Origin of the sequence: Pseudomonas sp. SK3(2021) (assembly GCF_016772375.1) — a bacterium.
GTDB classification, from domain to species: Bacteria; Pseudomonadota; Gammaproteobacteria; order Pseudomonadales; family Pseudomonadaceae; genus Aquipseudomonas; species Aquipseudomonas chlororaphis_I.
Genome location: NZ_CP061943.1, coordinates 1,146,249 through 1,165,865 on the forward strand (window position 1 = coordinate 1,146,249; position 19,617 = coordinate 1,165,865).

18 protein-coding genes and 3 tRNA genes are annotated in these 19,617 nt (G+C 60.0%); 18 read left to right on the forward strand and 3 right to left on the reverse strand.

Annotated features, from left to right (window positions below; genetic code table 11):
- Positions 1 to 2 precede the first annotated feature (2 nt).
- The 13 genes from glmM to IF690_RS05125 all read left to right on the forward strand — a co-directional run bounded on the left by glmM (position 3) and on the right by IF690_RS05125 (position 11,896).
- The gene (gene glmM / locus IF690_RS05065; RefSeq protein ID WP_202699084.1) at positions 3 to 1,340 is read left to right on the forward strand and encodes a phosphoglucosamine mutase; all 1,338 of its coding nucleotides are present in this window, start codon (positions 3 to 5) and stop codon (positions 1,338 to 1,340) included.
- Positions 1,341 to 1,406: 66 nt separating this feature from the next.
- On the forward strand, positions 1,407 to 2,162 hold the full coding sequence (gene tpiA, locus IF690_RS05070) for a triose-phosphate isomerase (RefSeq protein ID WP_202699085.1): 756 nt from the start codon (positions 1,407 to 1,409) through the stop codon (positions 2,160 to 2,162).
- Positions 2,163 to 2,166: 4 nt separating this feature from the next.
- Positions 2,167 to 2,550, forward strand: coding sequence for a preprotein translocase subunit SecG (gene secG / locus IF690_RS05075; RefSeq protein WP_202701303.1), 384 nt, complete (start codon positions 2,167 to 2,169; stop codon positions 2,548 to 2,550).
- A 29-nt stretch (positions 2,551 to 2,579) separates the two neighbouring features.
- Positions 2,580 to 2,665 (forward strand) — tRNA-Leu (locus IF690_RS05080).
- Positions 2,666 to 2,761: 96 nt separating this feature from the next.
- Positions 2,762 to 2,838 (forward strand) — tRNA-Met (locus IF690_RS05085).
- Positions 2,839 to 2,968: 130 nt separating this feature from the next.
- Positions 2,969 to 3,427 (forward strand): ribosome maturation factor RimP, encoded by a 459-nt coding sequence (gene rimP, locus IF690_RS05090; protein ID WP_007920877.1) that lies wholly within the window; start codon positions 2,969 to 2,971, stop codon positions 3,425 to 3,427.
- Positions 3,428 to 3,474: 47 nt separating this feature from the next.
- Positions 3,475 to 4,956, forward strand: coding sequence for a transcription termination factor NusA (gene nusA, locus IF690_RS05095; RefSeq protein WP_009046934.1), 1,482 nt, complete (start codon positions 3,475 to 3,477; stop codon positions 4,954 to 4,956).
- A gap of 26 nt (positions 4,957 to 4,982) precedes the next feature.
- Positions 4,983 to 7,496 (forward strand): translation initiation factor IF-2, encoded by a 2,514-nt coding sequence (infB, locus tag IF690_RS05100; RefSeq protein ID WP_202699086.1) that lies wholly within the window; start codon positions 4,983 to 4,985, stop codon positions 7,494 to 7,496.
- A 159-nt stretch (positions 7,497 to 7,655) separates the two neighbouring features.
- A complete protein-coding gene (gene rbfA, locus IF690_RS05105) occupies positions 7,656 to 8,051 on the forward strand; it encodes a 30S ribosome-binding factor RbfA (protein WP_202699087.1) in 396 nt (131 codons plus the stop codon).
- Positions 8,052 to 8,054: 3 nt separating this feature from the next.
- Positions 8,055 to 8,972, forward strand: coding sequence for a tRNA pseudouridine(55) synthase TruB (gene truB / locus IF690_RS05110; RefSeq protein WP_202699088.1), 918 nt, complete (start codon positions 8,055 to 8,057; stop codon positions 8,970 to 8,972).
- A gap of 140 nt (positions 8,973 to 9,112) precedes the next feature.
- Positions 9,113 to 9,382: a 30S ribosomal protein S15 gene (gene rpsO, locus IF690_RS05115; protein ID WP_009042128.1), complete on the forward strand. Its 270-nt coding sequence runs from the start codon at positions 9,113 to 9,115 to the stop codon at positions 9,380 to 9,382.
- 195 nt (positions 9,383 to 9,577) lie between these two features.
- Positions 9,578 to 11,683, forward strand: a complete 2,106-nt coding sequence (gene pnp / locus IF690_RS05120) for a polyribonucleotide nucleotidyltransferase (protein WP_202699089.1) — start codon at positions 9,578 to 9,580, stop codon at positions 11,681 to 11,683.
- 137 nt (positions 11,684 to 11,820) lie between these two features.
- A tRNA-Thr gene (locus IF690_RS05125) sits at positions 11,821 to 11,896 on the forward strand.
- 112 nt (positions 11,897 to 12,008) lie between these two features.
- Here the strand turns inward: IF690_RS05125 and IF690_RS05130 are convergent.
- Positions 12,009 to 12,869, reverse strand: a complete 861-nt coding sequence (locus IF690_RS05130; RefSeq protein ID WP_202699090.1) for a LysR family transcriptional regulator — start codon at positions 12,867 to 12,869, stop codon at positions 12,009 to 12,011.
- Between the two features lie 133 nt (positions 12,870 to 13,002).
- Here IF690_RS05130 and IF690_RS05135 point away from each other — a divergent pair, with 133 nt between their 5' ends.
- From IF690_RS05135 to IF690_RS05150, 4 genes are all read left to right on the forward strand, one after another.
- Positions 13,003 to 14,052: an agmatine deiminase family protein gene (locus IF690_RS05135; RefSeq protein WP_202699091.1), complete on the forward strand. Its 1,050-nt coding sequence runs from the start codon at positions 13,003 to 13,005 to the stop codon at positions 14,050 to 14,052.
- A 4-nt stretch (positions 14,053 to 14,056) separates the two neighbouring features.
- Positions 14,057 to 14,965 carry an N-carbamoylputrescine amidase gene (gene aguB / locus IF690_RS05140; protein ID WP_202699092.1) on the forward strand — a complete coding sequence of 303 codons (909 nt, stop codon included), beginning with the start codon at positions 14,057 to 14,059 and terminating at the stop codon, positions 14,963 to 14,965.
- Positions 14,966 to 14,967: 2 nt separating this feature from the next.
- Positions 14,968 to 16,071 carry an extracellular solute-binding protein gene (locus IF690_RS05145; RefSeq protein WP_202699093.1) on the forward strand — a complete coding sequence of 368 codons (1,104 nt, stop codon included), beginning with the start codon at positions 14,968 to 14,970 and terminating at the stop codon, positions 16,069 to 16,071.
- 82 nt (positions 16,072 to 16,153) lie between these two features.
- A complete protein-coding gene (locus IF690_RS05150; RefSeq protein ID WP_202699094.1) occupies positions 16,154 to 17,278 on the forward strand; it encodes an agmatine deiminase family protein in 1,125 nt (374 codons plus the stop codon).
- A 104-nt stretch (positions 17,279 to 17,382) separates the two neighbouring features.
- Here the strand turns inward: IF690_RS05150 and IF690_RS05155 are convergent, their stop codons facing one another.
- Complete coding sequence (locus tag IF690_RS05155; RefSeq protein ID WP_202699095.1) at positions 17,383 to 18,045, reverse strand: hypothetical protein; 663 nt, start codon at positions 18,043 to 18,045, stop codon at positions 17,383 to 17,385.
- Positions 18,046 to 18,384: 339 nt separating this feature from the next.
- Between IF690_RS05155 and IF690_RS05160 the strand changes: the two genes are divergently transcribed.
- Positions 18,385 to 18,681, forward strand: coding sequence for a DUF6388 family protein (locus tag IF690_RS05160; protein WP_202699096.1), 297 nt, complete (start codon positions 18,385 to 18,387; stop codon positions 18,679 to 18,681).
- Between the two features lie 58 nt (positions 18,682 to 18,739).
- On the opposite strand, the gene nadC is transcribed toward IF690_RS05160, so the two are convergent.
- Positions 18,740 to 19,588 (reverse strand): carboxylating nicotinate-nucleotide diphosphorylase, encoded by an 849-nt coding sequence (gene nadC / locus IF690_RS05165; RefSeq protein ID WP_202699097.1) that lies wholly within the window; start codon positions 19,586 to 19,588, stop codon positions 18,740 to 18,742.
- Positions 19,589 to 19,617: the final 29 nt, after the last annotated feature.

Genomic DNA, 19,617 nt, shown 5'->3' on the forward strand with positions numbered 1-19,617 from the left:
TTATGAGCAAGAAATACTTTGGCACCGACGGCATTCGCGGTCGTGTGGGTGTGTACCCCATTACCCCCGATTTCATGCTCAGACTGGGTTGGGCTGCGGGAATGGCCTTCCGCAGCATGGGTGCCTGTCGCGTGCTAGTGGGTAAGGACACGCGTATTTCCGGCTATATGTTTGAATCCGCGCTTGAGGCGGGCCTGTCTGCCGCTGGGGCGGACGTAATGCTATTGGGGCCGATGCCCACTCCGGCCATCGCCTATCTGACCCGCACTTTCCATGCTGAGGCGGGGATCGTGATCAGTGCGTCACATAATCCTCATGATGACAACGGCATCAAGTTCTTTTCGGGTGAGGGCACCAAGCTCCCAGATGAAGTCGAGTTAATGATTGAAGAGTTGTTGGACACGCCGATGGCTGTGGTGGAGTCGAGCAAGCTGGGCAAGGTCTCGCGTATCAATGATGCGCCGGGTCGCTATATCGAATTCTGTAAGAGCAGCGTTCCTTCCAGCACCAGCTTCGCGGGTCTGAAGATTGTTGTCGATTGTGCCCATGGCGCGACCTACAAGGTGGCGCCAAGTGTTTTCCGTGAGTTGGGCGCCGAGGTGGTGGTGCTCTCTGCGCAGCCTAACGGCTTGAACATCAACGACAATTGCGGTTCTACCCATATGGGGCAGTTGCAGGCTGCGGTATTGGCCGAACATGCCGATCTGGGTATCGCCTTTGATGGTGATGGCGACCGGGTGTTGATGGTCGATCATACAGGTGCCGTCGTCGACGGCGACGAACTGCTGTTCATCATTGCCCGGGACCTGCACGCGCGTAACAAGCTGCAGGGCGGCGTGGTTGGTACCCTGATGAGCAATCTTGGGCTCGAGCTGGCTTTGGCTGACCTGGGTATTCCATTCGTGCGTGCCAATGTTGGCGACCGCTATGTCATTGCCGAGCTGCTTGAGCGCCAATGGCTGGTGGGCGGTGAAAACTCCGGTCATATCGTATGCTTCCAGCACACCACCACTGGTGATGCAATCATTGCCGCCCTGCAGGTGTTGATGGCGCTGAAACGACGTGATGAAGGGCTGGCTCAGTCGCGTCAGGCCCTGCGCAAGTGTCCGCAGATTCTGGTCAATGTCCGTTTTGGTGGTGGAGCCAATCCTGTCGAGCATCCGGCTGTGAAAGAGGCTTGCGCGCGTGTCACTGCCGCGATGGCTGGGCGTGGACGGGTATTGCTGCGCAAGTCGGGCACCGAGCCTTTGGTTCGTGTCATGGTCGAAGGGGATGATGAAGCCCAGGTTCGTGGTTATGCTGACGAACTGGCAAAACTGGTTGCAGAAGTTTCTGCCTGATTTCGGCTTGCCAGTGTTGATGCGGTTGGGTAACATCTGCGCCCACTTTGACCGACGAGGTACAGCATGCGTCGCCCTATGGTAGCTGGTAACTGGAAAATGCACGGTACCCGCGCCAGCGTCGCTGAGCTGATCAATGGCCTGCGTCATCTGGCCTTGCCTAGCGGTGTTGATGTCGCGGTATTCCCGCCTTGCTTGTATATCAATCAAGTGATTGATGGCTTGAAAGGCAAGTCGATTTCGGTCGGCGCGCAGAACTCTGCGGTGGAGTCCATGCAAGGTGCGCTGACAGGAGAAATTGCTCCGAGTCAGCTGGTGGATGCAGGTTGTTCCCTGGTGCTGGTTGGGCACTCCGAGCGTCGCCTGATGATGGGCGAGCGTGACGGTACGCTGAATCGCAAATTCGCAGCCGCACAGGCTTGTGGTTTGACGCCGGTCTTGTGTGTAGGGGAAACCCTCGAGCAGCGCGAGGCCGGGAAGACTCTAGAGGTCGTCGGGCGTCAGTTGGGCAGCATCATCGAAGAGTTGGGTGTTGGCGCGTTTGCCAATGCCGTTATCGCTTACGAGCCGGTCTGGGCCATTGGTACCGGGCTGACTGCTTCGCCGCAACAGGCTCAGGATGTGCACGCAGCCATCCGGGCGCAGTTGGCGGCAGAGAATTCTGAAGTGGCGCGAGGTGTGCGGCTTCTATACGGCGGCAGCGTGAAGGCGGCCAATGCGGTCGAACTGTTCGGCATGCCGGATATCGATGGGGGGCTCATTGGTGGAGCTTCCCTGAATGCAGATGAGTTCGGTGCGATTTGTCGCGCCGCGGGAAACTGAAAAAATGCTGGAAACAGTCGTAGTCGTTTTTCATCTGCTGGGTGCGCTGGGCGTAGTGGCTCTGGTATTGCTGCAGCAGGGTAAAGGTGCGGACGCTGGTGCGTCTTTCGGAGCAGGTGCTTCAAATACTGTGTTCGGAAGCCAAGGTACCTCTACCTTTCTTAGTAAGTTTACTGCTATACTTGCCGCAGGTTTTTTCATAACCAGCTTAGGGTTAGGTTACTTTGCTAAAGAGAAAGCTCATGAGCTGACTCAAGTAGGTTTGCCAGATCCAGCGGTGCTTGAAGCGCCAAAGCAAAAACCGGCTTCTGATGATGTCCCGGTGCTCCAAGAGCAAAAGTCGGCAACCAATGCGACTGACGTACCTCCAGCTCAAGAGCAGAAGTAAGAAGAGTTTCACGCAGTAACGTAGTCTATGCCGAGGTGGTGGAATTGGTAGACACGCAACCTTGAGGTGGTTGTGCCCATAGGGTGTAGGGGTTCGAGTCCCCTTCTCGGTACCAATTATCAGGAGAGCCCGCTGTTGCGGGCTTTCTTGTAGGTGGAAGGTTACATTGACCCAAAAAGGGATCGGTCGTATACTTCCGCCCCAGCTTTGTCGCGGGGTGGAGCAGTCTGGTAGCTCGTCGGGCTCATAACCCGAAGGTCGTCGGTTCAAATCCGGCCCCCGCAACCAGTTTTAGCGGAGCCCCTTTTCAGGGGCTTTTTGTTAGCTGGACACTTTATAACGCCGCTATTCAACGGCGTTTCCGGGATGGGCGCTTCGCCCATTTTTTATTTGCACAAGCATGCACGAGGGGGTTCAGGTGTCGAGCAAGCTAGAACAGTTGCAGGCCTTGTTGGCCCCGGTGGTCGTGGCCCTTGGCTATGAATGCTGGGGTATCGAGTTTTCGGCTCAAGGTCGCCACTCACTGTTGCGCGTTTATATCGATAAAGAAGGCGGTGTGCTGGTGGACGACTGTGCCATCGTCAGCCGTCAGATCAGTGGCGTTCTGGATGTCGAAGATCCAATCTCCGTTGAATACACCCTTGAAGTTTCCTCTCCTGGCATGGAACGCCCGCTGTTCACCCTTGAACAGTTTGCCAAGTATGTCGGTGAACAAGTGAAGATCAAGCTGCGCTCGCCTTTTGAAGGCCGGCGTAATTTTCAGGGCCTTCTCCGCGGGGTGGAGGAGCAGGACGTCGTGGTGCAGGTGGAAGACCACGAGTTCCTGTTGCCGATCGACATGATCGACAAGGCCCACATAATTCCCAGTTTTGACTGAGACGCGGATCCCGCGGATCCAATGGCTTGCGAAAGGCGAGGCGTACGATGAGCAAAGAAGTACTGCTGGTTGTTGAGTCGGTATCCAATGAAAAGGGTGTACCGGCAAGCGTAATTTTTGAAGCGCTGGAGCTGGCTCTGGCCACTGCTACCAAAAAGCGTTTTGAGGACGAAGTCGATCTGCGTGTGGAAATCAATCGCCACACCGGTGCTTACGAGACTTTCCGTCGCTGGACGGTAGTCGAGGAAGCCGATCTGGACGATCCGGCCGTGGAAACCTGGCCGAGCAAGGTCCAGGAAACCCATCCGGGTGCCAAAGTCGGTGATGTCGTCGAGGAAAAGATCGAGTCGATCGAGTTTGGCCGCATTGCTGCGCAGACTGCCAAACAGGTCATCGTGCAGAAAGTCCGCGAAGCCGAGCGTGCGCAAGTCGTTGACGCTTACCGCGAGCGCCTGGGTGAAATCATCTCCGGCACCGTGAAGAAAGTGACCCGCGACAATGTGATCGTCGACTTGGGTAACAACGCCGAAGCGCTGTTGGCCCGTGAAGACATCATTTCCCGCGAGACTTTCCGTGTTGGCGTGCGTCTTCGCGCACTGCTCAAGGAAATCCGCACCGAGAACCGCGGCCCGCAGCTGATCCTGTCGCGTACCGCGCCGGAAATGCTGATCGAGCTGTTCCGTATCGAAGTGCCGGAAATCGCCGAAGGCCTGATCGAAGTCATGGCTGCCTCCCGTGATCCGGGTTCGCGCGCCAAGATTGCGGTCCGCTCCAAAGACAAGCGCATTGACCCTCAGGGTGCGTGCATTGGCATGCGCGGTTCGCGCGTCCAGGCCGTTTCCGGTGAGTTGGGCGGTGAGCGTGTGGATATCGTCCTGTGGGACGACAACCCGGCGCAGTTCGTGATCAACGCCATGTCGCCGGCTGAAGTCGCGGCAATTATTGTCGACGAAGATGCCCATGCCATGGACATCGCCGTTGGCGCAGACAATCTGGCTCAGGCCATCGGTCGTGGTGGTCAGAACGTGCGTCTGGCCAGCCAGTTGACTGGCTGGACCCTGAACGTGATGACCGAATCGGACATCCAGGCTAAGCAGCAAGCTGAAACCGGCGACATCCTGCGCAACTTCATCGAAGAGCTGGAAGTCGATGAAGAGCTGGCACAGGTGCTGGTTGATGAAGGCTTCACCAGTCTGGAAGAGATTGCCTACGTACCGTTGGAAGAAATGCTCAACATCGACGGCTTTGACGAAGACATCGTCAACGAGCTTCGCGCTCGTGCCAAGGATCGCTTGTTGACTAAAGCCATCGCTACTGAGGAAAAGCTGGCAGACGCCCATCCGGCCGAAGACCTGCTCTCGCTTGAGGGTATGGACAAGGATTTGGCGATGGAACTGGCGGTGCGCGGCGTAATTACCCGCGAAGACCTGGCCGAGCAGTCTATTGACGACCTGCTCGACATCGACGGCATTGACGATGATCGTGCCGGCAAGTTGATCATGGCCGCCCGAGCCCATTGGTTCGAGTAATAGGCGCGGCCTGAGGAGAGAAGTGCATGACGCAAGTCACGGTGAAACAACTGGCCGATGAGGTCAAAACACCGGTAGAGCGCCTGTTGCAGCAGATGCGTGAGGCAGGTCTGCCGCACACCGCCGCCGAGGAACATGTGACCGACAGTGAGAAGCAATCCTTGCTGACTCACTTGAAGAGCAGCCACAAGGCGAAAGTGGAAGAACCGCGCAAGATCACGTTGCAGCGTAAAACCACCAGCACCCTGCGTGTTGCCGGCAGCAAAAGTATCAGCGTTGAAGTACGCAAGAAGAAAGTCTTCGTACAGCGTAGCCCGGAAGAAATCGAAGCCGAGCGCCAGCGTGAACTGGAAGAGCGTCGCGCAGTAGAAAATGCTGCACGTCAGAAGGCTGAAGAAGAAGCCAAGCGTCGCGCCGAAGAAGAAGCGCGTCGCCAGCCAGCTGCTGTGCAACCTGCTGCCGTTGAAGCGGTCGCCGCACCTGCGGTGGTTGCCGAGCCGATTGTTGAAGACGTACCTGTTGTGGCTCCAGCGCCGGTCGCCGAAGTACGCAAGAAGGACGAGCAGCGTCGCCCGGACAAGAGCCGTAACGACGACAACCGTCGTGGTGGCGATGGCGAGCGTAAAAACGCTCCGCATCGTGCTTCCGTCAAGGAAAAGGCTCCGGCTCCACGCGTAGCCCCACGTACCACCGACGAAGAAAGCGATGGCTTCCGTCGTGGTGGCCGTGGCAAGGCCAAGCTGAAGAAGCGTAACGCTCACGGCTTCCAGAGCCCGACCGGTCCTGTCATTCGTGAAGTGAAGATCGGCGAAACCATCACTGTTGGCGATCTCGCCCAGCAGATGTCGGTCAAGGCTGCCGAAATCATCAAGTTCATGTTCAAGCTGGGCACCCCGGCCACCATCAACCAGGTACTGGACCAGGAAACTGCCCAGCTGGTCGCCGAAGAGCTGGGCCACAAAGTGACCCTGATCAGCGACACCGCCCTGGAAGATTCCCTGGCCGAGTCCCTGAAGTTCGAAGGTGAAGCAGTTCCTCGTGCGCCGGTAGTGACCGTAATGGGTCACGTTGACCACGGTAAGACCTCGCTGCTCGACTACATCCGTCGTGCCAAGGTTGCGGCTGGCGAAGCCGGCGGCATCACCCAGCACATCGGTGCGTACCACGTTGAAACCGAACGCGGCATGGTCACCTTCCTCGACACCCCGGGTCACGCCGCGTTTACCGCCATGCGTGCTCGTGGTGCCAAGGCGACCGACATCGTGATCCTGGTGGTTGCAGCGGACGACGGCGTGATGCCGCAGACCGTTGAGGCCGTTCAGCACGCCCAGGCAGCTGGCGTGCCTCTGGTGGTTGCGGTGAACAAGATCGACAAGCCGGGTGCCGACCTCGATCGCATCCGTAGCGAACTGTCGGTTCACGGCGTGACTTCCGAAGACTGGGGGGGCGATACGCCATTCGTTCCGGTTTCCGCGAAGGTGGGTACCGGCGTTGACGAATTGCTCGAAGCCGTACTGTTGCAGGCCGAAGTGCTCGAACTGACCGCCACGCCTTCGGCTCCTGGCCGTGGTGTCGTGGTTGAATCGCGTCTCGACAAGGGCCGTGGCCCGGTGGCGACCGTACTGGTTCAGGACGGTACCCTGCGTCAAGGCGACATGGTGCTGGTCGGCTCGAACTATGGCCGCGTGCGCGCCATGCTCGACGAGAACGGCAAGCCGATCAAGGAAGCAGGTCCGGCCATTCCGGTCGAGATCCTCGGCCTGGACGGTACCCCGGACGCTGGTGACGAGATGAGCGTGGTTGCCGACGAGAAGAAAGCCCGTGAAGTGGCTCTGTTCCGTCAAGGCAAGTTCCGTGAAGTCAAACTGGCTCGCGCTCACGCCGGCAAGCTGGAAAATATCTTCGAAAGCATGGGCCAGGAAGAGAAGAAGACGCTCAACATCGTCCTCAAATCCGACGTCCGTGGTTCGCTGGAAGCTCTGCAAGGCGCTCTGAACGGCCTGGGCAACGACGAAGTGCAAGTGCGCGTAGTCGGCGGCGGCGTCGGTGGTATCACCGAAAGCGACGCCAACCTGGCCCTGGCTTCCAACGCTGTACTGTTCGGCTTCAACGTGCGTGCCGATGCCGGCGCTCGCAAGATCGTCGAGCAGGAAGGCCTGGATATGCGTTACTACAACGTGATCTACGACATCATCGAAGACGTCAAGAAAGCCCTGACCGGTATGTTGGGCAGCGACGTTCGGGAGAATATCCTGGGTGTTGCCGAGGTTCGCGACGTGTTCCGTTCGCCGAAGTTTGGCGCGATCGCCGGTTGCATGGTGATCGAGGGTGTCGTTCACCGTAACCGTCCAATCCGTGTGCTGCGTGAAGACATCGTTATCTTCGAAGGCGAGCTGGAATCCCTGCGCCGCTTCAAGGATGACGCTTCCGAAGTGCGTGCCGGCATGGAATGCGGTATCGGCGTGAAGAGCTACAACGACGTCAAAGTCGGCGACAAGATCGAAGTCTTCGAGAAGGTTCAGGTTGCTCGCAGCCTCTGACTCGCGCACTTCAAGAGCCATGATGGCCAGCTGCATGCAAATGCACGGCGCATTGTCCGGACTCTAAACGCAACGCCCGGTCTGGCTTCTGTCAGGCCGGGCGTTTGCCGCTTTCAGACCTTGCGGGTTTCACCGCCAGGCAGCAACAGGTAACAAGACATGGCAAAAGAATACAGCCGTACCCAACGTATCGGCGACCAGATGCAGCGTGAGCTCGCTCAGCTGATCCGTCGTGAAGTCAAAGACCCGCGCGTCGGCCTGGTCACCATCACCGCCGTTGAAGTCAGCCGTGACGTCGGTCACGCCAAGATCTTCATCACCGTGATGGGCCAGGACAACGCTGACGATATCGCCCAGAGCATCAAGGTGCTCAATTCGGCCGCCGGCTTCCTGCGCATGCAACTGGCTCGCGAGATGAAATTGCGCAGCGTTCCACAGTTGCATTTCCACTACGACGAAAGCGTCGTGCGGGGCGCGCATCTGTCGGCCCTGATCGAGCGCGCCGTGGCCGAAGACAGCCAGCACGCCGCTACACCCGAAGACACCAAGGAGTAAGCGGTGGCTCAGGTCAAGCGTATCCGTCGTAACGTCAGCGGTATCATCCTGCTCGACAAGCCGCTGGGGTTCACCTCCAACGCGGCGTTGCAGAAAGTCCGCTGGTTGCTCAACGCCGAAAAGGCCGGGCATACCGGCAGCCTCGATCCCCTGGCTACCGGTGTGTTGCCGTTGTGCTTTGGCGAGGCGACCAAGTTCTCGCAATACCTACTCGATTCCGACAAGGGTTACGAAACCCTGATGCAGTTGGGCAAGACCACCACCACGGCCGATGCCGAGGGTGAAGTCCTGCAGACTCGCGAGGTGACCGTTGGTCGCGCCGATATTGAAGCGGTGCTGCCGGAATTTCGCGGGCAAATCAGCCAGATACCGCCGATGTACTCGGCCCTCAAGCGTGATGGCCAGCCACTTTACAAGCTGGCCCGTGCAGGCGAAGTGGTGGAGCGCGAAGCGCGTTCTGTTACTATTGCGCGCTTGGAATTACTGGCCTTTGAAGGCGATACTGCGCGGCTAGCGGTGGACTGCAGTAAAGGCACTTATATCCGGACCCTGGTGGAAGATATCGGTGAGAAGCTCGGTTGTGGTGCTTACGTCGCGGAACTGCGTCGCACCCAGGCCGGTCCTTTCAGTCTGGCCCAGACCGTTACGCTGGAAGAGCTTGAAGCGGCACATGCCGAAGGTGGCAACGAAGCGGTGGATCGCTTCCTGATGCCATCGGACAGCGGCCTGCTGGATTGGCCACTGCTGCAGTTCTCGGAGCACAGCGCGTTCTACTGGCTCAACGGCCAGCCGGTACGGGCTCCCGATGCGCCGAAGTTCGGCAGGGTGCGGGTACAGGATCACAACGGTCGCTTTATCGGTATCGGTGAAGTGAGCGAAGACGGGCGTATCGCGCCGCGTCGACTGATTCGGTCGGAATGACCGGAACCAGCCTGTGTAACAGCAGGCTGGAGAGGGTGGCTGTTAACAGGCACGGTCACAGCTCATTTATAGATACAGGGATTTGTCCCTGGCCTGTTGGTGGCGTTCCTTGGAACGTTGCCTTTTAAGAGGAAAGCCAAATGGCACTCAGCGTTGAAGAAAAAGCTCAAATCGTAACCGACTACCAGCAAGCTGTTGGTGACACTGGTTCGCCAGAAGTGCAAGTTGCACTGCTGACCGCCAACATCAACAAACTGCAAGGTCACTTCAAGGCCAACGGTAAAGACCACCACTCCCGTCGTGGTCTGATCCGCATGGTTAACCAGCGTCGTAAGCTGCTGGACTACCTGAAAGGCAAAGACCTGAGCCGCTACAGCGCTCTGATCGGTCGCCTGGGTCTGCGTCGCTAATCAGCGATTGCGCTAGAGGTTGGTTGTTTGCCGTGTGTCAGTGGGTTTTCCGCAGACGCATGGCAGGCTCCCAGCCTCAAGTTTTATCTGGACAGTAGTTTTACCTGGACAATCTGGCCGGGCCGATTCCCGGAATTGCCCAAGAATTTCGCAAGAAACCAGTTCCCCCAAGAGCCACAAAGAAGGTAGGACACCGTGAACCCGGTAATCAAAAAATTCCAGTTCGGTCAGTCGACCGTTACCCTCGAGACTGGCCGTATCGCCCGTCAGGCCTCCGGCGCAGTATTGGTCACCGTTGACGACGACGTCAGCGTGTTGGTGACCGTGGTTGGCGCCAAGCAAGCCGATCCAGGCAAGGGTTTCTTCCCTCTGTCTGTTCACTACCAGGAAAAGACTTACGCTGCCGGTAAGATCCCTGGCGGTTTCTTCAAGCGTGAAGGCCGTCCTTCCGAGAAAGAAACCCTGACCTCGCGTCTGATCGACCGTCCGATCCGCCCTCTGTTCCCAGAAGGCTTCATGAACGAAGTGCAGGTTGTCTGCACCGTGGTTTCCACCAGCAAGAAGACCGATCCGGACATCGCTGCGATGATCGGTACCTCGGCTGCCCTGGCGATCTCCGGCATTCCTTTCGACGGTCCGATCGGCGCTGCCCGCGTGGCTTTCCACGAAAGCACCGGCTACCTGCTGAACCCGACTTACGAGCAGCTTCAGGCATCTAGCCTGGACATGGTCGTAGCCGGTACCGAAGAAGCGGTACTGATGGTTGAATCGGAAGCCAAAGAGCTGACCGAAGACCAGATGCTGGGCGCCGTGCTGTTCGCCCACGACGAATTCCAGGCCGTTATCCAGGCCGTCAAAGAGCTGGCTGCCGAAGCCGCCAAGCCAACCTGGGACTGGGCTCCAGCTCCAGAAGCCACTGACCTGCTGGGCGCTATCCGCTCCGAGTTCGGCGAAGCGATCTCCCAGGCCTACACCATCACCGTCAAGGCCGACCGTTATGCCCGCCTGGGCGAGCTGAAAGACCAGGTCGTCGCCAAGCTGTCCGGCGAAGAAGGCCAGCCTTCCGCTGCCGACGTCAAAGCGGCTTTCGGTGAAATCGAGTACCGCACCGTTCGCGAAAATATCGTCAACGGCAAGCCACGTATCGACGGTCGCGACACCCGCACCGTACGTCCGCTGAACATCGAAGTCGGCGTTCTGCCGAAGACCCACGGTTCGGCGCTGTTCACCCGTGGCGAGACCCAGGCGCTGGTAGTCGCGACCCTGGGTACCGCCCGTGACGCACAGCTGCTGGACACCCTGGAAGGCGAGAAAAAAGACCCCTTCATGCTGCACTACAACTTCCCTCCGTTCTCGGTGGGCGAGTGTGGTCGCATGGGCGGCGCTGGTCGTCGTGAAATCGGTCACGGCCGTCTGGCCCGTCGTTCGGTTCAGGCCATGCTGCCAGCCGCCGACGTGTTCCCTTACACCATCCGCGTGGTATCGGAAATCACCGAGTCCAACGGTTCCAGCTCCATGGCTTCCGTGTGCGGTGCTTCCCTGGCGCTGATGGATGCTGGCGTGCCGATGAAGGCACCGGTTGCCGGTATCGCCATGGGCCTGGTCAAGGAAGGCGAGAAATTCGCCGTTCTGACCGACATCCTGGGTGACGAAGACCACCTGGGCGACATGGACTTCAAGGTAGCCGGTACCGCCAAAGGCGTCACCGCGCTGCAGATGGACATCAAGATCAAAGGCATCACCGAAGAAATCATGGAGATCGCCCTGGGCCAGGCCCTGGAAGCTCGCCTGAACATCCTCGGCCAGATGAACCAGGTCATTGGCCAGTCGCGTACCGAACTGTCGGCCAACGCTCCGACCATGATCGCGATGAAGATCGACACCGATAAAATCCGTGATGTCATCGGTAAAGGTGGCGCGACCATCCGTGCAATCTGCGAAGAGACCAAGGCTTCGATCGACATCGAAGACGACGGCTCGATCAAGATCTTCGGCGAAACCAAGGACGCCGCAGAGGCCGCGCGCCAGCGCGTTCTGGGCATCACCGCGGAAGCCGAGATCGGCAAGATCTACATCGGCAAGGTTGAGCGCATCGTCGACTTCGGCGCATTCGTCAACATCCTGCCTGGCAAGGATGGTCTGGTTCACATCTCCATGCTGAGCGATGCTCGCGTCGAGAAAGTGACCGACATCCTGAAAGAAGGTCAGGAAGTGGAAGTGCTGGTACTGGACGTGGACAACCGCGGCCGTATCAAGCTGTCCATCAAAGACGTGGCAGCAGCCAAGGCTTCGGGCGTTTAAGACTCCCGACGTTGTAGGCTGAACAAGCAAACGCCCCGACTGGCTCGGGGCGTTTTGCTATCTGCCGTTTGTACCTCGCTCCCCGCAGGGCAGGCGATATGGCAAAACCCCGGTCCCGGTGCTAGGTTTAGCCCAGCGCCCGTGTAGCTCAGCCGGTAGAGCAGCGCACTCGTAACGCGAAGGTCGCAGGTTCGATTCCTGTCTCGGGCACCAATCAAGCCATCCATTAAGGTCTGTCAGACACCTGCAAAGCCCGCCCGGTGCGGGTTTTGTCGTTTCTGGAGGGGGCAGATGATTCACGGATATCGTGCTCCCAAGACCCTGTTCATTCCTCCTCAAGCGCCCCAACCAGCCAGTCGCAAAAACCGCGGGTGAGGGCATCGCATTCGCTGTCGCGGTGCACCAGCCAGCTCCAGTTCGGGCCGCGTACTGTCTGCTCCGCCAGTGCCACCAGCAGTCCCTGATTTCGTGCGCGGCCGGCCAGCAGCTGGCTGACCAGGGCTATCCCCAGGCCTTGGCTGGCGGCGTCCAGCAGCAGGCCGGGGTCGGAGAAGTTCAGCCCCTGGCTGTGCTGGCCGACATCGGCGCCGCCCTGGACCTGCCAATGGCTCCAGTCCATTTCACGCTCGCCGTGCAGGGTGGTGCGCGCATCCGTTGCCTGTTCCAGCAAGACGGGGTGGCAGGCCGGGTACAGGCGGTCCTCCAGCAGAACGCGAAAGCTGCATTCGGCCTGGGCGCTGAGATCGTCGCGCACGGCGATGTCGATGGTCTGGGTGGCCATGTCGGGTGTTTCGTCGGTGGTCAACAGCCAGAGATCAACCTGCGGATGAAGCCGATGAAAGTTCGCCAGGCGCGGTACCAGCCAGTGGCGGGCGAAGGCCGGGGTGGTGTTGACCACCAGTTGGTTGGGTTTGCGGTACTGGTCCAGGCGGCGGATGCCCACGGCCAGTTGCTGCAGCAGCGACTGGGTGGTGCTGAGCAGGTCGAAGCCGGCATCGGTCAGCGCCACGCTGCGACCGTTGCGGAAGAACAGCGGCTGTTCGAGGAAGCTTTCCAGGCTGCGAATCTGCTGGCTGATGGCCGACTGGGTGAGGTGCAGCTCTTCGGCGGCCTTGTGGAAGCTGCCCAGGCGGGCGGCGGCTTCGAAGCCGCGCAGAGCATTCAGGGGTGGCCAGTGTTTAAGCATGATTGATAAGCCTAGCTAATCAGAATTAGACAAAATCTATCGTTTGTTCGGTTGTTTTTACAGGCCTAGCATACAAGTCATGACCGCGCTCGCGGTTTTCAGTGATAACAAAACCTTAACTAAAGGCACTTGTATGCAACTCAACGATGCGCAGAACGGCTGGCTCATGCCCGCCGAATGGGTACAGCACGCCGCCACCTGGATGGCGTTTCCCCATAACCAGGTTCTGTGGGAAAACAGCTGGGGCGTGGCCCTGGCCGATGTGCAGGCTGACTTCGCCCGCGTGGCCAACGCCATCGCCCGTTTCGAACCGGTGAAGATGGTGGTTGACCCCTGTGCGGTGGCGCGGGCCCGTGAGTTGTGTGCAGCGAATATCGAACTGGTCGAGCTGGCGATCAATGACAGCTGGTGCCGCGACTCCGGTCCGAGTTTCGTCTGCCATCCGCGCCTGGGTACGGCCGGGGTCAACTGGCGCTTCAATGCCTGGGGCGGCAAGTCGGCCTTCGATCTGGACCAAAGCCTGGCGCAGCGCATCCTCGACAACCTCGGTCTGCAATGTTTTGACACATCGCTGACCAACGAAGGCGGCGCGGTTCATGTGGACGGGCAGGGCACTCTGATCACCACCGAATCGGTACTGCTCAACGGCAACCGCAACCCCGGCATGAGCAAGGCCGAAATGGAGGAAATCTTCTCTCGCCTGCTGGGCGTGAAGAAAACCATCTGGCTGCCCGGCGACCCCGACTACGTGACCGGCGACATGACCGATGGCCACGTTGACGGCGTCTGCGCCTTCGCCCGGCCCGGTGTGCTGCTGGTGGACGCGACCCGGGATTCATCTTCGGCGTACGCCGAAGTCGTGCGCGAGAACCGCCGCGCCCTGGAACTGGCCACCGATGCCCAGGGGCTTCGCTTCGAAATGCTCGAGCTTTTCGAAGCCAGCGACGCCGTGGACCAGGAGGCCGAGGTGTTCTGCGCGTCCTACACCAACTTTTACATCGCCAATGGCGCGATCATCATGCCGGCCTATGGTATCGCCGCCGATGACGAGGCGGCGGCGACCCTGCGCCTGGCTTTCCCCGGGCGTGAGGTGGTGCCGGTGCGAATCAACCAACTGGCCCATGGCGGCGGTGGCGTGCACTGCATCACCCAGCAACAACCGGCCTGGCCGCTGAAGGGGTAATGCCATGACTCATCTGACCGTCGCCACCACCCAGTTCGCCTGCAGCTGGAACCTGGAGGACAACCTCGACCAAGCTGAACAACTGGTGCGGGAAGCCGCCGCCAAGGGCGCGCAATTGATCCTCCTGCAGGAGCTGTTCGCCACCCCGTACTTCTGCATCGAGCAGGACCATAAACACCTGGCCCTGGCCCAGGAGTATGGCAAAAGCACCGTGCTCAAGCGCTTCGCCGATCTTGCCCGGGAGCTGGGCGTGGTGCTGCCGTTGAGTTGGTTCGAGCGCGCCGGCAACGCCTTCTTCAACTCGCTGGCGGTGGCCGATGCCGACGGCCGCCTGCTTGGCGTCTACCGCAAGACCCACATCCCCAACGCCATCGGCTACCAGGAGAAGGAATACTTCAGCCCTGGCGATACCGGCTTTCGTGTCTGGGACACCGCTTTCGGCCGCATAGGCGTGGGCATATGCTGGGACCAGTGGTTCCCCGAGACCGCCCGCTGCCTGGCCTTGATGGGCGCCGAGGTGCTGCTCTATCCCACCGCCATCGGCTCCGAACCGGGCGCCGCCGGGCTGGACTCGCGCGACCACTGGCAACTGACCCAGCGTGGCCACGCGGCCGCCAACATCCTGCCGGTGATAGCGGCCAACCGTATCGGACAAGAGGTGGCGACCACCGATCCGCAGCTGCGGATGGGTTTCTACGGCTCGTCCTTTATCACCGATCACAAGGGCAAGCTGCTGGCCGAGGCCGACCGTGACACCAGGGGCGTGCTGGTGCAGAGGCTGGACCTCGGCGCCATGGCCGACGAGCGCCTGAGCTGGGGCATCTACCGGGATCGGCGCCCGGAAATGTACGGCCCGCTGCTGGGCCTGGACGGTTGCCGAACCCACGAACACAGGTCGCGCCAGGGAGCCTGAAGATGAATCTTATCAAGACGCTGTCGGTGCTTGCGTTGGGCCTTGGCCTGGGCTGTTCGCAGTTCGCCGCTCAGGCTGAGGACAAGGTCCTGCGCCTGTACAACTGGGCGGACTACTTTGCCCCGCAGACCCTCGCTGCCTTTACCCGCGAGACCGGTATCCAGGTCATCTACGACGTGATGGACAGCAGCGAGACGCTGGAAGCCAAGATGATGTCCGGCCATAGCGGCTATGACCTGATCTTCCCCGGCGACACCGTGGCCGAACGTTTGATGCGTGCCGGTGCCCTGCAGAAGCTCGACCAAGGCAAGCTCGAGCACCTGAATGACATCGAGCCCGGCCTGCGCACCTTGCAGGCCCGTTATCCGTACTCGCGGTATGCCACCGTGCCATACACCTGGGGCACCATCGGCCTGACCTGGAACCAGGAGATGGTCGACAAGCGCCTGAATGACGCGCCTGTGAACAGCCTGGATATGATCTTCAAGCCCGAGATCGCGGCGAAGTTCGCCGACTGCGGCATTTCCATGATCGACTCGCCCGACGAAGTGCTGGCCGTGGTGCTCAACTATCTGGGCCACGACCCGCGCAGCAGCAAGCCGGACGAACTGGCCGAGGCGTTGGCACTGCTCAAGGGCATCAAGCCGTATATCCGCAAGTTCCAGTCGCAGCCGGTGACCCAATTGGTCAACGGCGATATCTGCCTGTCCCTTGGCTACAGCGGCGACATGACCCAGGCCCAGCGTACCGCTGACGAGGCCGGCAAGGGGACGCGCTTTGAGTACCGTATTCCGCGGGAGGGCACCACGGTATGGATGGACACCATGGCCATCCCGGCCGATGCCCGCCACCCGGAATACGCCTATGCGCTGATCAATTTCATCATGCGCCCGCAGAACATGGCGGCGATCAGCAACGCCACCGGCTATCCCACCTCCAGCGCCAAGGCCAGGCCGATGGTGGCGGCCGACATGCGCAATAACCCGGATATCTATGTGGACGAAGCCACCTACGAACGGCTGATCCCCGGCAAGGACATTGCGCAGCGCGACATGCGGGCGCGAATGCGCGCCTGGAGCACCTTCAAGACCAGCCTTCACGACTGAAGCCGTCAACCACCGAAGCTGGGCGGGCAGCCGGCAACCGGGTGGCCACGCCTTTCGAGATTCACTCAACAGAGAACATCACATGTCTACACGTCGCGACTTCATCAAGCAGCTGATGGCGGCCAGCGGAGTCGGTGCCGCCGCTTCCCTTGGTCTCGGCTTTGGTGCCCCGCGCATTTTGGCCGCACCGGCCGGCAACTGGTACATGCCCGACGAGCACGGCCCGCAGGAGCGGGTGATCCTGGCCTTCGGCGCGTCGTCCCGGGTCTGGGAGGACTGGGCGGGCGCGGTGAACGACACCATCGCCCTGCTGGCCAGGACCATCGCCAAGTATCAGCCGGTGACCGTGCTGTGCCGCGCCAACCAGCTGTCATTGGCCAAGAGCAAGTGTGGCACCAGCAATATCGACTTCCTGACCCTGTCGCTGGACGACGTCTGGGTGCGCGACTACGGCGGCTGCTTCGTGGTCGACGGCGCGGGCGGCCTGGGCCTGGTGGACTTCAACTTCAACGGTTGGGGCGCCAAGCAGACCTCGGCCAACGACACCCGCGTGGCCGGTGTCCTGAGCGAGGAGATGGAGGTCGACTACGTCCGTAGCGCGCTGGTGGGCGAGGGCGGCGGCATCGAGGTGGACGGGCATGGCACCGCGATCATCACCCAGAGCTGCTGGATCAACGACAACCGCAACCCGGGGCTGGGCAAGGCACAGATCGAAGCCGAGCTGAAGACCAACCTCGGCCTGCGCAAGATCATCTGGTTGCCGGGTATCAAGGACAAGGACATCACCGATGCCCACGTCGATTTTTATGCGCGCTTCGTCAAGCCCGGCGTGGTGATCGCCAACCTGGACAACGACCCCGAGTCCTACGATTACGCCGTGACGCGCAGGCACCTGGAAATCCTCAACGCCGCCACCGACGCCGATGGCCGCAAGCTGGTGGTCCACACTCTGCCGCCGCCGACCAAGATACGCAGCAACCAGTACACTCGGGACAACCCGGATTTCGCGCCGGGCTATATCAACTTCCTGCCGATCAACGGCGCGGTGATTGCCCCACAGTTTGGTGACGCGGTGGCGGACAAATACTGCAAAGACTTGCTGGCCAGGCTTTATCCGGGGCGAGTGGTGGAGCAGGTCAATATCGACCCGATCGCCGCGGGTGGCGGCGGCATTCACTGCGTGAGCAAGCATTTGCCACGGGTGTGAGGTGGCTTTTGGTTGTGTAAGACCTGGGGAGCGGATCTAGCACGATCCTTCATACACAACAAAGCCCGCATCGAGCGGGTTTTGTCGTTCTTACCGGCCTTGAATCACTTCACCTTGCTTCTCAGGTCCTCGAGGCTGCGTTTGAGCTGGTCCAGGTTCTGGCCCTGATTGCTGACCTCGCTCTTGAGGCTGGACAGTTCGCTGGAGCTTGAACTGGAACTAGAGTTGTTGCCCCGCTTGAGTTCCTCGATCTGTTTGCCGAGCTTGTCCAGTTCACTGGCCTGGTCGCTGGTAACGCGCTTGAGGTTGTTCACTTCACTGGCGTTCGAACTGGAGCTGGAGCCGTTGTTACGCTTGAACTCTTCAAGCTGGGTTTCCAGCTTTTTCAGCTGGTTGGCTTGCTCTCCGGTGGTTTTCTTGAGGTTGCTCATCTCACTGGCATTGGAGCTGGAGCTGCTGCCGGTGTTGCGTTTGAGTTCTTCGATCAGGCGCGCCTGGCTGTTGACGAGGTCCTTGAGCTTTTCCAACTCGGCAGTGCTGCTCTTGAGGCCGTCCTGCAGCTTTTGCAGGTCGTCCACGGTGAAGTTGCTGGGGCGGACCGTGTACTTGAGGTCCACTTCCTGGTGCAGGGCCGAGATCTTGTCAGAGTACGAGGCGGTGCTGGAGTTGAACTCGACGGCCTGGGCGGGGAGTGACAGGCTGCTGAGGATCAGGGTGGAGAGACTGCTGGCGAGGAAGGCGGACGAACGCTGAGTACGGCTGAACATCACTGGATTTCCTTGTGAAGTGCCGATATGGCACATCGCTATGACTGCGTTCTTGCCTTCTTGTTCCAGGGGGCAAGAAGGCGGGTCGGGGAGAGGAATGTAACAATGTATTTTTCATGAAAGTGCCTTGAGCGAACGGACAGGTTTTTTGTCGGTGCACTGTAAGGATTCGTAGGCATCCGCAGACAAAGGCCCTATATTCGCAGCCTGTCTGAATGGTTTTCAGATGATCCCGAATGGTTCACGGCCAGATAAATCGGCTTTCACAGCGCTTTTTTGCGGCAAAGAGATCCCAACGATCCAGATCCATCTTCCATTCCCATGATCAGCGAGAACGAGATGATTCCTAAAGAAGCCAGAATTGACGCAGCCCTTGAAAAGTACCTGGCTGCCACGCCTTCCTTGCAGGAAGAAATCAGCGGCCTGAGCCCGCAGGAGCAGAAGCAGCAGGCCCAGTGGGCGTTCGAGGACGAAGCGGAGTCGCGCGGCATCGAGCCGTGGGAACTTGTGCTGGAGTTGGTGGCCGAGTCGCCCGAGGAACTCAAGGCCATGCGCCTGGAGGTCCATCAGGAGGTGGCCGAGGCCCTGGGCATGGACCTTCGGGATTACCTGGAACTCAACGAAATCGACGACTGATGCAAAAACGCCAGCCTTTCAGGGGCTGGCGTTTTTCTTTGGGGTATCGCGCAAAGAGTCAGAGGCTCAAGCGCATCGACAAATCGACCGCCTTCACATCCTTGGTCATCGCCCCGATCGAAATGTAATCGACGCCGGTCTCGGCGATCGGGCGCAAGGTGCTTTCATTGATCCCGCCGCTGGCTTCCAGCTTGGCCTTGCCGGCATTCAGGCGAACCGCTTCGCGCATGTCGTCCAGGCTCAGCTCGTCGAGCATGATGATGTCCGCGCCCGCTGCCAGGGCTTCCTTGAGCTCTTCCAGGCTTTCCACTTCGACTTCCACCGGTTTGCCCGGGGCGATCTTGTGGGCGGCGCTGATCGCCTGGGCGATGCCGCCGCACGCGGCAATATGGTTTTCCTTGATCAGGAAGGCGTCGTACAGGCCGATGCGGTGGTTGTGGCAGCCACCGCAGGTCACCGCGTATTTCTGCGCCAGGCGCAGCCCCGGCAGAGTCTTGCGGGTATCCAGCAACTTGACCTGGGTATCGGCGACGAAGTCGGCGTAATACTGCGCGCGGGTGGCCACGCCGGACAGCAACTGCAGGAAGTTCAGGGCGCAGCGTTCGCCGCTGAGCAGCGAACGGGCCGGACCTTCGAGGTGGAACAGGACCTGGTTGGGGCTGACGCGCTCGCCGTCATGCACTTGCCAATGCACGGCGACCCGCGGGTCGAGCTGGCGGAACACCGCATCGACCCAGGCCGTGCCACTGATGGTCGCGGCTTCGCGGGTGATGATGGTGGCTTTGGCCAGGCGTTCGGCCGGGATCAATTGCGCGGTGATATCGCCGCTGCCGATGTCTTCCAGCAACGCACGGCGCACGTTGGCTTCGATTTCGGCAGTCAGGTCGGCGAGGCGTAGATTCGGCATAACGGGCTCCACAAACAAAGTGGCCCGAT

Coding starts and splice junctions, on each gene's coding strand:
- secG (WP_202701303.1), top strand. CDS start 2,167: ATGCTGGAAACAGTCGTAGTCGTTTTTCATCTGCTGGGTGCGCTGGGC.
- IF690_RS05145 (WP_202699093.1), top strand. CDS start 14,968: ATGAATCTTATCAAGACGCTGTCGGTGCTTGCGTTGGGCCTTGGCCTG.
- rpsO (WP_009042128.1), top strand. CDS start 9,113: ATGGCACTCAGCGTTGAAGAAAAAGCTCAAATCGTAACCGACTACCAG.
- tpiA (WP_202699085.1), top strand. CDS start 1,407: ATGCGTCGCCCTATGGTAGCTGGTAACTGGAAAATGCACGGTACCCGC.
- IF690_RS05160 (WP_202699096.1), top strand. CDS start 18,385: ATGATTCCTAAAGAAGCCAGAATTGACGCAGCCCTTGAAAAGTACCTG.
- nadC (WP_202699097.1), bottom strand. CDS start 19,588: ATGCCGAATCTACGCCTCGCCGACCTGACTGCCGAAATCGAAGCCAAC.
- aguB (WP_202699092.1), top strand. CDS start 14,057: ATGACTCATCTGACCGTCGCCACCACCCAGTTCGCCTGCAGCTGGAAC.
- IF690_RS05135 (WP_202699091.1), top strand. CDS start 13,003: ATGCAACTCAACGATGCGCAGAACGGCTGGCTCATGCCCGCCGAATGG.
- nusA (WP_009046934.1), top strand. CDS start 3,475: ATGAGCAAAGAAGTACTGCTGGTTGTTGAGTCGGTATCCAATGAAAAG.
- rbfA (WP_202699087.1), top strand. CDS start 7,656: ATGGCAAAAGAATACAGCCGTACCCAACGTATCGGCGACCAGATGCAG.
- glmM (WP_202699084.1), top strand. CDS start 3: ATGAGCAAGAAATACTTTGGCACCGACGGCATTCGCGGTCGTGTGGGT.
- IF690_RS05150 (WP_202699094.1), top strand. CDS start 16,154: ATGTCTACACGTCGCGACTTCATCAAGCAGCTGATGGCGGCCAGCGGA.
- IF690_RS05155 (WP_202699095.1), bottom strand. CDS start 18,045: ATGTTCAGCCGTACTCAGCGTTCGTCCGCCTTCCTCGCCAGCAGTCTC.
- infB (WP_202699086.1), top strand. CDS start 4,983: ATGACGCAAGTCACGGTGAAACAACTGGCCGATGAGGTCAAAACACCG.
- IF690_RS05130 (WP_202699090.1), bottom strand. CDS start 12,869: ATGCTTAAACACTGGCCACCCCTGAATGCTCTGCGCGGCTTCGAAGCC.